The sequence below is a fragment of the Collinsella sp. CLA-ER-H10 genome, assembly GCF_040092475.1.
GTDB lineage: Bacteria > Actinomycetota > Coriobacteriia > Coriobacteriales > Coriobacteriaceae > Collinsella.
In genome coordinates this window covers 74,968-87,164 of sequence record NZ_JBBNLM010000004.1, presented here as the reverse complement: position 1 = coordinate 87,164, position 12,197 = coordinate 74,968, and the positions used below count along the sequence as shown (strand labels likewise).

The following is a 12,197-nucleotide window of genomic DNA, read 5'->3' as shown; positions in this document are numbered from 1 at the left end:
TCGCTCCGTGCCATTCTAGCCCAGGGGCCCACCACACGCCAACGACGTCGTCACGGTCGCTGGCATCGCATCGCAAAGCCATTCGCAGCCGGCGTGACGGTAATGTCGCCGTGTTCGATAGTGCACGCGAACACGCCGCCCGCTTCCTTAACGGCATCGATGCAGGCATCGGACGGATGGCCGTATCGATTCCCTTCGCCCGCACTCGCGAGGGAAAGCTCGGGCTTCAGGACGTCCAGCAACTCATCATCGACTGAAACCTTAGAGCCGTGATGCCCAAGTTTAAGTACGTCGATATCCCCCACCTCCTGCACGAATTCCCGTTCTTGGTCGATCTCGGCATCACCGGTGAGGAGCATACGCAGGCCCTTGCCTTCCTGAACATATGAGAGCAGCAGGACAAGCGAGTCCTCATTTCCCTCGCCATCCACGGACTCGAATGGCCACATCACGCGGGCGCAAAATGAGCCGATATCGACCGTATCCCCACGGCGCACCTGCCGATACTCCACGCCAGGTCGGTTCAATACCTCGGCAGGAGCATCCTCCAGCGCATCCGCCGCCACGGCAATCGTACCGACCGAAAACTGTTCGAGCACGGCAGGCAGACCACCCCAGTGATCCTCATCCCAATGCGTCACAAAGACGGCATCGATATGGTGCACGTTATTGCGAACCAACGCCGCCACCACGCGCTCGTCGAGCCCGCAGTCGACGAGCGCCACTGCGCCGCCCTGGCGAATAATAATCGCATCGGCCTGGCCCACATCGAGCACCGTCACCGAAGGCGGAGCGAATCGATCCCAGTAGACGTACGGAATCGCAGCCAAGAGCACCAGGCATGCAAGCCCCACCGCCATAGGACGTGCACGGGGACGCGGCCACCAGACAAGCAGAACCGCCAGCAAACACGGCACTAGGTAAATCCACATGCTATCGGGCGGCACGCTCACGGATGCACCCGGCACGGCGGCAAACAGCTGCTCAAAGAACAGCGCGCAACGGGCGGCAATCATGGGCACAACGAGCGCCCAAGTCCGCAACGGCGCCAGGAGCGAAAAGGGAACCAGCACGATCGACACGGCGAGCAGTGCGCTCACCACCGGACCGAGGACCGCATTTGCGAGCGGAGCAATGAGCGAGAACGTACCGAAGGCAGGAATGGTAATGGGAAGTGTCGCCAGTTGCGAGCACAGCGTGACGGAAAGCATGCTGGCAACGCCCGACGGAACACTCAGCTCACCCAAAGCGTAGGTCGCATAGGGGCAAAAGCACAGAATGGCTAAGACGCTGGCACATGAAAGCTGAAAGCCCATCTCGAACAGAACCGTCGGCCGCAGCAACACAAAGATGGACATGGTAACGAAGAGTGCCGATGCGCCGTGCCGGCGCCGCCCCGCGCCGTTTACGACAAGCGTCGCGAACACCATGCAGCACGCGCGCACGGCCGAGGGAGACGCGCCCGTAAAGGCAGCGTAGCCCACAAGCGTTATCGCCAGTATCGCCCGCTGAAGACCACGTGAGCACCGAGTCTTTTGCAATAAACCCTCGATTACAAACCCCACGATAGCCAAATGGCTGCCCGAGACGGCGATAAGATGCGCCGTTCCCGTCACCGAAAACCAGTCGCCCGCCGGCTGGGCGCGCAGCTCGGCCGAACGACCGCAGACGACACCGGCTATGAGTGCACGCGCCGGGTCGGTCGCAGGCGCGATGGACGCAAGCAGCCCATTTCGCAGCCGAAGCAGCGGCCCCGGAGAGTCTTCATCGACCGACAAAATCCGAACGACTTTAACCTTGCGCACCTCGCCTCGGAGCACGCGCGATCGTCCATACGCATCGTTCTCAAAACGTGAAACGCGACCGATAACACGCACGTGCGCCCCGACCTTGAGCTCGAGGTCGCACGATAGGCGAACCATTGCCAAGTTCTTACCGTCCGTGCGTGCCTCGCAGGTATAGGAATACACGTCGTCGTTTATGGATGGGTCACCCTGCACGACAAACTCAAGGCTGCTTGCCGCTCGACCGTCGAGCGCCTTCGAGGCGCTTAGCACGCCCACAGCCCACCACGCCGAGACGACCGCTCCCGCCACGAGACCGACGGACGCGGCATACAGCCACCGCTTCCAAGGGGCAAGCCGCGCACAAGATTGAGCCAGCACAACGAATACCGCCGCCGTAACGGGAATGGCCCATAGCGGCCCGACCGCCGAAGCCTGCTCCCACAGCAGCGCATCGGCGGCCACGTTGAGCACCAAGGCGCAGCTCATGCACATGCCGGCACACAGGGCCATCGTCCACGGCATCAGAGGCCGCGGAGGCATCACATGCTCGCGCTCGGTCGCACTCATACGCAGATGGAATCTTTGATTTTGGCAAGCTTCTTCTCGCCGATTCCCGACACACGCATCAGATCGTCAACCGAGGCAAAACCACCGTTCTTTGTCCGCTCATCGATAATCGACTGGGCCATGGAGGGACCGATGCCCGAGAGCGTCTGCAGCTCTGCCGCGCTTGCCGTATTGATATTTACTAGGCCTGTTACGCCACTCACGCCCGATGATGCGGAAGCCCCACCATCAACACCAGCTTCCGCAATGGACGCCTGCTGCTCCCCTACCGTTGGAACGTGAATCTTCTGTCCATCGACGACCTTAGATGCCCGATTGAGCCCCGTAACGTCTGCCTCGGGCGCCAGCCCGCCGGCGGCATCAATCGCCTGAGCCACCCGCGCGCCGTCCTTGAGACGATATACACCGGGCGACACAACGGCGCCATCAACATCGACATAAACCTCTGCCGCGGCAGACGCCTTAGGCGAAGAGCCTTCGGATGTCTTTCCGCTCGAGGCATCGCCGGATCCCGGCTCCACTAACGAACCCGAACCATCAGTGTGCTCAAACGACACACTGCCGGCACCGCCGCCAAGGTTCGCCATCGCCAGTCCACTCGCCATCGCAATGACGACCAGTATCGCCATCACCACTGCCTTATGACCGAGCAGCTTGTCCGCCAAGCGGTCCATCCGTTTGACCCGTTCGTGTTGTTCGCGCTGCGCCATAGCAAAACCTCCCAACAACATCGTGTCAGGAAAAGAGTCCTGCAACAGCCATTCTCCAAAACCGGTTTTCGCGGTCAAACCAAAAGCCGACCAAAACCTTGCGAAATACTGTCCATTTATTCAGGCACACGTCAGCAAATGAACACTTAGCCGCAAAATGCCCAGATAGCAAAAGACCGACGATGCAGACGCATCGTCGGTCTATGCACAAAATTACTCGTGATCTTGGTAAATCTCACGCGGAGCAAGCTCCGAATGTTTGCGTTTTAAGGTCTTAGGGGCCTTATACGTGTTGCTCTCGAAGTCGATGTACTCGGTCTGCTTGAGCAGGCGCTCGATCATCTCCTCGTGATCGAACAACTCCCAGGCCTCATGCACGGCATCGAGTTTAGCGTGCGTCTCGGGACGGCGCGGCATAAACAGCGTGCAGCAGTCGGGAGCGGCCTCAGTCGAGATATCGAACGTACCGATCTCCTCGGCGCGCGCGATGATCTCCTGCTTGTCCGAACCGATGAGAGGACGGAACACGGGGATCTTCACGGCCTCGTTGACAGCCATGATGTTCTCAAGCGTTTGGGAGGCAACCTGCCCAAGCGATTCGCCCGTAACGATGGCCTTAGCGCCCTCGATATGCGCGATGCGCTCGGCAACCGAATACATAATGCGGCGATACATGATCACGCGAAGGTTACTGGGACAGGTGACCGAAATCTCACGCTGGCAGTCGCCAAACGGCACCACGTACAGGCGGCCGATCTGGACACCCGGCTCAAGCGCACGGATGATATCCTGCACCAAATACTCGCTCGTATCGGGCGTCTGCGGACGACCGGAGAAATGTACCGGCACGCACACCGCGCCGCGACGCGCGAGCATCCAGGTCGCCACCGGAGAATCGATACCTGACGACAGCAGCGTCACGACCTTGCCGGCAGAACCCACCGGCAGACCGCCCACGCCGCGCTCGGAGCGCGCGTACACATAAACGCTACCCTGGACCACCAGTACGTGCACCATCGCATCGGGGTCGTGCATTTGAACCTTTTTATCGGGGAAGGCCTCACACAACACCTCGCCCACCTGACGATTGATGTCAATCGAGGTGAGCTCATAGTCGGTATTGGAGCGCTTAGCGTGCACCTTAAACGAATCGAAGGAACCAAACTCGCGCAGCGCCTTGACGGCGGCGGCGCAGTACTCCTGCGGGTCGCGGTTAGTGTGATACGCCAAAGACACACGAGCAACGCCGGGAACGGTGCGAATAACACGCGCCGCATCATCGGCCTGATGCTCGTTAAAGGTCACGAGGATATAACCGGAAATTCGAGACACGGCGTTCACGGAAAAGGCGGCCAAAGCCGCCTTAATGTTATCCATGAGGATATGCTCAAAATGTGCGCGGTTCTTGCCCTTCAGTCCAACCTCGTGATAGTGGACCAGGCAGACGCGAGCCGCCATTTAGGCTTCAGCAACCTTGTGGCCGAGCGCCTTCTCGTAACGGGCCTCGTCGTAAGAGATGTCGCCGTCGACAATCTCGTCCATAGCCATCGAGATGGTATCGGCACCGGAAAGCCCGATGGTGATGTCATCGACATCCTGGACGGCAAGCACGCGGTTGTGCTGGCCACGCAGCATGCTATTGATGTCGCAGGCGCGCTTGGAGGCAAGCGAAGCGAGCAGGAAGCGGTTGTGATCGGTCTTCTCCAGAAGATCGTCAATGCAAGGCTTTACAACGGACACGGACCTCAGATCCTTTCATGCATATCGAGAACGCGAACGAGCTCATCGGTCGCGCGGTCGAGATCGTCATTAACCACGACGTCGTCGTAGCGGTCGGCAAGGGCAAGCTCATCGGCGGCGTTTGCCATACGCAGCTCAATCGTCTCGGGCGTCTCGGTACCGCGACCGACTAGACGCTCGCGGAGCACCTCAAGCGAAGGCGGCTTGATAAAGATCAGCACGGCCTCGGGGAAACGCTCCTTCACCTGCAGGGCGCCCTGGACATCGATCTCCAAAATCAGAGACGAACCAGAGGCGAGCTTGGACTGGACCTCGCTCACCAACGTGCCGTAGCAGTTACCGTGGACCTCGGCCCACTCAACAAACTCACCGTTTGCCACGCGGCGGTCGAACTCCTCGCGCGTCAGAAAAAAGTAGTTGACGCCGTCGACCTCACCTTTGCGTGGTGCTCGCGTGGTAGCCGAAACCGTCAGGCCCAGGTTCGAGCGGCGCTCGCGCACACGAGTGACGAGCGTACCCTTGCCTGCGCCTGACGGTCCAGAAATCACAAAGAGCTTGGAATCCTGAGCGCTCACTTATTTGGTCAGCTGCTCGAGGAGCTGCTCGCGCTGACGGACGCCGAGGCCCTGGACGCGACGGGTAGCGGAGATACCGAGCTCCTCCATGATCTTGGCGGCCTTGGCCTTGCCATAACCAGGAAGAGACTCGATGAGGGTGGAAACCTTCATGCGGGAAGCGATGGGGTCATCGGAGTTGAGCACGGACTCGAGGGACTTCTCGCCCTTCTTGATCTGCTCGCGAAGCTCAGCGCGGGCGTGACGTGCGGCAGCAGCCTTCTCAAGAGCCTGCTTGCGCTGCTCATCGGTAAGCTGAGGGAGTGCCATTCGTACCTCCAAGTAGTTGGGTTATATCTGATTCAATAATTGGCATTTTAGCACGTAGAACGTACAAAATGCCCAATCGCGGCTCCATAGGTTAGACGATACCCGCAAAAAGTGCAATATACTGCGCCCAAAGTTAAGCCCCTGACCTGCGATTCCACACAAAGGATGGGAAAGTTTACGCAGGCACAGGGGCTATTTTGTGCTAATGAGACCCAAAAGTGGTGACTTAGGGGAATCTTTTACGCGACGTTTTCGACCAGCTCGGCGACGATGGCGTCAAAGGCGGCAACCGGATCGTCGGCGCCGGTGATGGGACGGCCCACCACAATATGACTTGCGCCGCGCTCGATAGCCTGGGAAGGCGTCGCCACGCGGGACTGGTCACCAAGGGCGGCACCCACCGGACGCACGCCCGGAGTCACGATCAGGGCATCAGAACCCAGCAGCTCACGCATGTCGTGAGCCTCCATCGGCGAGCACACGATGCCATCGATGCCGTTGGCCTGAGCGAGCTTTGCCAGGCGGGCGGCCTCCTCGGACACGGGCGACTCGACGCCGATCTCGCTCAAGGCATCCTGATTCATGCTCGTGAGAACGGTGATGGCGACGAGCTTGGCGCGGTCCTCGCGCGCCTCCTCGGCACCCTCGCGGCAGGCAGCGAGCATGGCGCCCGAACCCAAGCCGTGAACCGAGAGCAGGTCGGCACCAGCAAGCGAGGCCGAACGGGCGGCGCCGCGAACCTGATGCGGAATATCATGGAACTTAAGGTCGAGGAAAACCTTAAAGCCCAAATCCTTGAACGTCTTGACGATCTCAGGACCCTCGGCGTAATAGAGCGTCATGCCAACCTTGAGCCAGGCGGCATGGCCCGAAAGCTCGTGGGCAAGCTCGAGCGCACGCTCACGGTCGCAGTCGAGAGCGACGATAACACGGTCGCGGGCATCGGTCTCTAGCATTCGAACGCACCTACCAGTTCGTTGATGTCCTTCACGCCCTGAGACTCGGCCCAGGCCTCGAGCTCGTGCGCGATCTTGAGCGAAGCGCACGGATCGACGAAGTTGGCCATGCCGACCGACACGCAGGTGGCGCCGGCCAGAATAAACTCGGCCGCATCCTCGCCCGTCATGACGCCGCCGACACCGTTGATGGGGATATCGACGGCCTGGGCAACCTCCCAGACCATGCGCACGGCGATGTGGTGGCACAGCGGGCCCGAAAGGCCGCCCTTGGGCTTGGCCACGCGGGACTTGCGGGTATGGACGTCGATGGCCATGCCCTGGATGGAGTTGATGACCGAAAGGCCGTCGGCACCGGCAGCCTCGAGGGCCTTGGCAATCTCGGCAACGTTAACCGGAGCCATCTTTACGAACAGCGGCTTATCGGTCACCTTGCGGCAGGCAGCCATAACGGAAGAGGCGCCCTCGGGCGTGGAGCCCATGGCGGCACCGCCGGCGGCGATATTAGGGCAGCTCACGTTGATCTCGTAGCCGGCAGCCCAGGGGCACAGTTCGACATACATCTCGAGTGCGCGGACAAACTCGTCAACGGAGTGGCCGGCAACCTGACAGATGACCTGGCAGCCGTCCTTGGAGAGCTGCTCGAGCCACGGACCGGACTCGCGGGCAAAGGCGGCCACGCCGGGGTTCTGAAGGCCCACGGAGTTGATCATACCGCCGGGAATCTCGGCCATGCGGGGCGCGGGGTTGCCGGGCCAGGGCTCGGCAGCGCAACCCTTGGTGGTGATGGCGCCCAGCTGGGAAACATCAAAGAAGTTCTGGAACTGCCAACCGTAGCCAAAGGTACCGGCTGCGGTGTTGATGGGGTTCTGCATCTTGACGCCGCCGAAATCGACGGCCATGTTCACGGTACCCACTAGAAGACCACCACCTTGGAAGCATCGAACACGGGGCCGCACATGCAAGCACCCTTCATACCGTCGACCGTTTCGACATTGCAGGTGTTGCAGGCGCCAAAGCCACAGCTCATCATGCGCTCAAGCGACACCTCGCAGTACGCACCGGCCTCGGCAGCGGCAGCGGCGACTTTCTTCATCATGACAGCGGGGCCGCAGCTGGCCACATAGTCGTAGCCGCCCTCGCCGAGCAGCTCGGCTGCCGGGTCGGTGCAAAAACCGTGCGTGCCCAGCGTGCCATCGTCGGTGCACACGTTAACCGTGGCGCCCAACGCACGGAACTCATCGACACCCACGGCCTTGGAAGCGGTGCCAAAGCCCAGGCAAACGTCGACATCCACGCCCTGCTCGACAAGAATGCCGGCGAGGCACAGCACGGGCGGAACACCGATGCCGCCCGCCACGAGCAGCGCCTTCCTGGTGCCCTCGGGAACAAGCCAGCCGCGGCCGCCAGGGCCCAACAGGTTGGACTTGGAGCCAGGGCCCATCTGGGACAAACGACGGGTATCGTCGCCCACGACGGCGTACCACAGCTCGACGGTGCCGGCCTCGGCGTCGGCGCGGTAGTAGCTCAGGGGCACGCGAAGCAGCGAGGACGCATCGCCGGGTACGGCGATGTTCACAAACTGACCGGGCTTGAGCGCACTTGCAAGCTTGGGGGCCGAGATGACGAGCGAGAAGATGCCGTCGGCAATCTCCCGGTTCGAGACGACCTCGAAGTCGTGCATGCGTGCAGTGGAAGGTGTGGGCATAGACGCTCCAATCCCCCATGCGGTTGCATGGTCCAAACGAATAGAAAGCGCGGCACCGCAAGGGCACCGCGCATAAAAGCGATAAGGCTATGCTAGCAGATGCAGCCGTCGGCAAGCGTCTGCTTACCGCCGACAAACACATCGGTGGCACGACCGGTAAGCGTGCGGCCGGCAAAACCGGAGTTCTCGGCGCGTGACTCGTAACCGTCCTCGCCAACCGTCCAGGTTGCGGAGGGGTCGAACACGGTCAGGTCGGCAACGGAGCCCGCCTTGACCTGAACCTGGTCGAGGCCCAGAATCTCACGCGGCTTGATGGCCATGAGCTCGACCATGCGAGCCATGCTCATCTTGCCCGTGTTGACCAGCTCGGTGAGCACGAGCGACAGCGAGGTCTCGAGACCGATCATGCCAAAGGGCGCAAGCTCGAACTCGCGGGCCTTCTCCCACGGGGTGTGGGGAGCGTGATCGGTGACGATAACGTCGACGGTACCGTCGATGACACCCTGACGGATGGCCTCGGCGTCCTCGTCGGTGCGCAGCGGCGGATTGACCTTGAGCGAGGTGTTGTAGGTCTCGTCCAGGTCGTTCTCGGTCAGGAACATGTGGTGCGGGGTAGCCTCGCAGGTCACCTGGACACCGGCGGCCTTACCGGCACGCACGAGCTCCAGGCCGTGAGCGGTGGAGATGTGCTGGATGTGCAGCTTGGCACCGGTCAGCTTGGCGATCTCGATGTCGCGGGCGATCTGAAGCTCCTCGCCGGCAGCCGGCCAACCCTCGAGGGCCAGACGAGTCGAGACCTTGCCCTCGTTGATCTGACCGTGGCCGACCAGATCCTCGTCCTGGCAGTGGCTCATAAAGACCTTGCCGAACATCTTGCCGTAGTCCATGCAGCGACGGAGCATGCCCGCGCCCTGCACGCCGCGACCGTCGTCGGTGAAGGCGACGGCGCCGTGGGCGACCATATCGCCCATCTCGGACATGGCCTCGCCCTTAAGACCGCGGGTCATGGCGCCCGACGGATAGACGCGGCAGTGGCCGACCTCGGCAGCGCGGGCCTTGACGAACTCCACGACAGTGCCGTTATCGGTGACGGGATCGGTGTTGGGCATGGCGCACACGCCGGTGAAGCCGCCCTTGGCAGCAGCACGGGTGCCACTCTCGATATCCTCTTTGACCTCGTAGCCGGGCTCGCGCAGGTGCACGTGCATATCCACCAGGCCGGGGACGAGATACTTGCCGGAAAGGTCGCGGACCTCGGCTCCCTCGGCGGCGAGGTTCTCGCCGACCTCGGCGATCTTGTCGCCGTCAATCAGGACGTCGACGACACCGTCAAGCTCGACGGACGGATCGACGACGTGGGCGTTCTTAAGAAGCAAGGCCATTATCGGCACCTCCAAGCAGCAGATACAGGATAGCCATACGCACGCAGATGCCGGCGTAGACCTGCTCCAGGATGACGGAGCGTTGCGGGTGGTCGGCCATATAGGAGTCGAACTCGACGCCGCGGTTGATGGGGCCCGGGTGGCAGATGATCGCATCGGGCTTCATGAGCTTCTCGCGATCCTTGGTCAGACCGAAGAGCTTGTGGTACTCACGAATCGTGGGGAACGGTGCGCCCTCGAGGCGCTCCTGCTGCACGCGCAGCATATAGACGACGTCCAGCTCGGGCAGGACGGAATCGAGGTCGCTCGTCACGTGGTCGCAGCCCAGGACCTCGGGCGCCGGCGGCAGTAGCGTGCCGGGGGCGACGGCGTAGGTCTCGCAGCCCATGATCTTAAGGGCGGGGATCAGCGAGCCGCACACGCGGGAGTGCGCGATATCGCCGACGACGGCGACCTTCAGACCGTGGAAGTCACCCTTGTGCTCCCAGATGGTATACAGGTCCAGCAGGGCCTGCGTGGGGTGGTTGTGCTTGCCGTCGCCGGCGCAGATAACGCTCGCGGGCGAGTTCTGCGTGACGATGTAGGGCGCGCCGGCGTGCTTGTCGCGCACGACGATGCAGTCGATCTTGTAGGCGTTGAGGGTCTCGACGGTGTCGACAAGGCTCTCGCCCTTGACCGTGGAGGTCGAGGAGCCGCCAAAGTTGAGGCTGTCGGCCGAAAGACGCTTCTCGGCGAGCTCGAAGGAGCTGCGGGTGCGCGTCGAGGGCTCGTTGAACATGTTGACGATGGTCTTGCCCTTGAGCGTGGGGACCTTCTTAATCGCACGCTCGTTGACCTCGGAGAACGCCTTGGCGGTCTCGAGGATGAGCTTAATGTCCTCTTCGGAGTACTCGGTAATGTCGATCAGGTGCTTATGGTTGAACGCCACGGTACTACTCACCTCCCAGCGGCGCAGAACCCACGTGGGAGCCCGGCGCGACGTCGTTGATCTCGACAGCGGTACGGCCGTCGACTTCCTTCATATATAGGTGCACGTTCTCCTCGTGCGACGAGGGAACGTTCTTGCCGACAAAGTCCGGCGAGATGGGGAGCTCGCGGTGACCGCGGTCAACGAGAACTGCCAACTCAATGCGGCTCGGACGGCCCAGATCCATGACGGCGTCCAGAGCGGCGCGAATGGTACGGCCCGTGTACAGGATGTCATCCACCAGCACGACGCGCTTGCCGTCGACGCTGAAGGGAATGTTGGTAGCGTGGATCGCGGGAGCGAAATTGGTCGCATAGTCATCGCGATAGAAGCTGATGTCCAGGCTGCCAAGCGGAACGTCGACACCCTCGATCTCCTTGATCGCCTCGGCGAGCTTCTTTGCCAGAAGGTCGCCGCGCGTGACGATGCCGACCAGAGCGAGGTCTTCACAGCCCTCGTTGCGCTCGAGGATCTCGTGCGCGATGCGGGTCATCGCTCGGTTGACGGCGGTCTCGTCCATGATGACCGCCTTGGGGGAAGTCGTGCCCATCGATCTCCTTCCTCACATGTCTTGACTGTTGACACAGTCAAAAAAATAGATGCCCGACCGCTCAAAGCGGACCAGACACCCACAAGGAAGGGCTGCTCTATGGCAGCTATGTAATTCCATGTGGGTATCTCGTACCCCTTTAATGGTCAAGGGATAGTGTAGCCAACCTCGAGCTTAATTGCGAGCATAAATACGGAGCAATCCGTAAACGGAGCCCAACGCTCAATAAACCTATATATATTTGTGGGACGAGCTTGAAAACCTTGTTGCGAGCTGGCATAATCCCCTCTGCTGCACGCAAATCGGATCTACGTCCAGGGCCGTGGCGTGGGCACTATCGCCAAAAGAGAAATATCTCTGTGTAGATTACGCACAGGGAGCTGCTTCTGTGCTATAGTTCAGGCTTGTTTGTTAACGCGACATGTTCGTTTGTCGCCCAAGGAGGGTCAGTTATGTCCAAAGTTTGCGAAGTTTGCGGTAAGCACCCCGTTGCCGGTCGCTCCATCAGCCACTCTCACCGCGTCACCAACCGTAAGTTCCGCCCCAACATCCAGCGCGTTTACGTCGTCGTCGACGGTCACCGTCGCAAGATGAACGTTTGCTCCACCTGCCTCAAGTCCGGCAAGGTTGCGCGCTCCTAAATAAGGTCTTACCAACAAGTACCTCGGACTCTCCGGGTCAAAGACCTCGCGTTCACATAGAACTTACCAAAGGCGCCCTCCCCTACGGAGGGCGCCTTTTTGGTTTATTGACTACCAACTGATCGTAAGACGACAACTACTAACATATGAATATGCAAAAGTCGTTCTCGATAACCCGACGCCTTTAAGCCAAAAACCCTCTGGAACCAAATGCTGGCCAATACGGCTTCAGGGCACCTACAAGGCGCAAAGCATCCGATCTTTCCTACGCTAAGTAGCATAATTTAGTTGAAACGGTTCATTTG

At 60.8% G+C, this 12,197-nt stretch carries 13 protein-coding genes; 1 reads left to right on the top strand and 12 read right to left on the bottom strand.

Features of this window, described 5'->3' with window-relative positions; genetic code table 11:
* Positions 1-50 precede the first annotated feature (50 nt).
* The 12 genes from AAAX36_RS03325 to pyrR all read right to left on the bottom strand — a co-directional run bounded on the left by AAAX36_RS03325 (position 51) and on the right by pyrR (position 11,251).
* Entirely contained in the window at positions 51-2,354 is a 2,304-nt protein-coding gene (locus AAAX36_RS03325) for a DNA internalization-related competence protein ComEC/Rec2 (RefSeq protein WP_349073954.1), read from the bottom strand.
* Positions 2,351-3,064: a helix-hairpin-helix domain-containing protein gene (locus tag AAAX36_RS03320; RefSeq protein WP_138374179.1), complete on the bottom strand. Its 714-nt coding sequence runs from the start codon at positions 3,062-3,064 to the stop codon at positions 2,351-2,353. The genes AAAX36_RS03325 and AAAX36_RS03320 overlap by 4 nt, the downstream gene beginning before the upstream one ends.
* 213 nt (positions 3,065-3,277) lie before the next feature.
* Complete coding sequence (gene thiI, locus AAAX36_RS03315; protein WP_118289040.1) at positions 3,278-4,522, bottom strand: tRNA uracil 4-sulfurtransferase ThiI; 1,245 nt, start codon at positions 4,520-4,522, stop codon at positions 3,278-3,280.
* Entirely contained in the window at positions 4,523-4,804 is a 282-nt protein-coding gene (locus tag AAAX36_RS03310) for a DNA-directed RNA polymerase subunit omega (protein WP_035138532.1), read from the bottom strand. It lies immediately after the preceding gene.
* A gap of 5 nt (positions 4,805-4,809) precedes the next feature.
* Positions 4,810-5,379 carry a guanylate kinase gene (gmk, locus tag AAAX36_RS03305; protein WP_138374178.1) on the bottom strand — a complete coding sequence of 190 codons (570 nt, stop codon included), beginning with the start codon at positions 5,377-5,379 and terminating at the stop codon, positions 4,810-4,812.
* Positions 5,380-5,688 carry an integration host factor, actinobacterial type gene (mihF, locus tag AAAX36_RS03300; protein WP_006236130.1) on the bottom strand — a complete coding sequence of 103 codons (309 nt, stop codon included), beginning with the start codon at positions 5,686-5,688 and terminating at the stop codon, positions 5,380-5,382.
* Positions 5,689-5,927: 239 nt separating this feature from the next.
* Positions 5,928-6,644 carry an orotidine-5'-phosphate decarboxylase gene (pyrF, locus tag AAAX36_RS03295; protein ID WP_138374177.1) on the bottom strand — a complete coding sequence of 239 codons (717 nt, stop codon included), beginning with the start codon at positions 6,642-6,644 and terminating at the stop codon, positions 5,928-5,930.
* Entirely contained in the window at positions 6,638-7,561 is a 924-nt protein-coding gene (locus AAAX36_RS03290) for a dihydroorotate dehydrogenase (RefSeq protein WP_022094721.1), read from the bottom strand. The genes pyrF and AAAX36_RS03290 overlap by 7 nt, the downstream gene beginning before the upstream one ends.
* A complete protein-coding gene (locus AAAX36_RS03285; protein ID WP_138374260.1) occupies positions 7,561-8,328 on the bottom strand; it encodes a dihydroorotate dehydrogenase electron transfer subunit in 768 nt (255 codons plus the stop codon). The genes AAAX36_RS03290 and AAAX36_RS03285 overlap by 1 nt, the downstream gene beginning before the upstream one ends.
* A gap of 116 nt (positions 8,329-8,444) precedes the next feature.
* Positions 8,445-9,734, bottom strand: a complete 1,290-nt coding sequence (locus AAAX36_RS03280) for a dihydroorotase (RefSeq protein ID WP_138112661.1) — start codon at positions 9,732-9,734, stop codon at positions 8,445-8,447.
* Positions 9,718-10,662 (bottom strand): aspartate carbamoyltransferase catalytic subunit, encoded by a 945-nt coding sequence (locus AAAX36_RS03275; protein ID WP_035138537.1) that lies wholly within the window; start codon positions 10,660-10,662, stop codon positions 9,718-9,720. The genes AAAX36_RS03280 and AAAX36_RS03275 overlap by 17 nt, the downstream gene beginning before the upstream one ends.
* 4 nt (positions 10,663-10,666) lie before the next feature.
* Entirely contained in the window at positions 10,667-11,251 is a 585-nt protein-coding gene (gene pyrR, locus AAAX36_RS03270; protein ID WP_138374176.1) for a bifunctional pyr operon transcriptional regulator/uracil phosphoribosyltransferase PyrR, read from the bottom strand.
* A 452-nt stretch (positions 11,252-11,703) separates the two neighbouring features.
* Here pyrR and rpmB point away from each other — a divergent pair, with 452 nt between their 5' ends.
* Entirely contained in the window at positions 11,704-11,892 is a 189-nt protein-coding gene (rpmB, locus tag AAAX36_RS03265; RefSeq protein WP_022094725.1) for a 50S ribosomal protein L28, read from the top strand.
* The last annotated feature ends 305 nt before the right edge of the window (positions 11,893-12,197 follow it).

Excerpts from the sequence above, each read along its gene's own strand:
- AAAX36_RS03325 (WP_349073954.1), bottom strand. The coding sequence starts at position 2,354 with ATGAGTGCGACCGAGCGCGAGCATGTGATGCCTCCGCGGCCTCTGATG.
- AAAX36_RS03320 (WP_138374179.1), bottom strand. The coding sequence starts at position 3,064 with ATGGCGCAGCGCGAACAACACGAACGGGTCAAACGGATGGACCGCTTG.
- thiI (WP_118289040.1), bottom strand. The coding sequence starts at position 4,522 with ATGGCGGCTCGCGTCTGCCTGGTCCACTATCACGAGGTTGGACTGAAG.
- mihF (WP_006236130.1), bottom strand. The coding sequence starts at position 5,688 with ATGGCACTCCCTCAGCTTACCGATGAGCAGCGCAAGCAGGCTCTTGAG.
- pyrF (WP_138374177.1), bottom strand. The coding sequence starts at position 6,644 with ATGCTAGAGACCGATGCCCGCGACCGTGTTATCGTCGCTCTCGACTGC.
- AAAX36_RS03285 (WP_138374260.1), bottom strand. The coding sequence starts at position 8,328 with ATGCACGACTTCGAGGTCGTCTCGAACCGGGAGATTGCCGACGGCATC.
- AAAX36_RS03280 (WP_138112661.1), bottom strand. The coding sequence starts at position 9,734 with ATGGCCTTGCTTCTTAAGAACGCCCACGTCGTCGATCCGTCCGTCGAG.
- pyrR (WP_138374176.1), bottom strand. The coding sequence starts at position 11,251 with ATGGGCACGACTTCCCCCAAGGCGGTCATCATGGACGAGACCGCCGTC.
- rpmB (WP_022094725.1), top strand. The coding sequence starts at position 11,704 with ATGTCCAAAGTTTGCGAAGTTTGCGGTAAGCACCCCGTTGCCGGTCGC.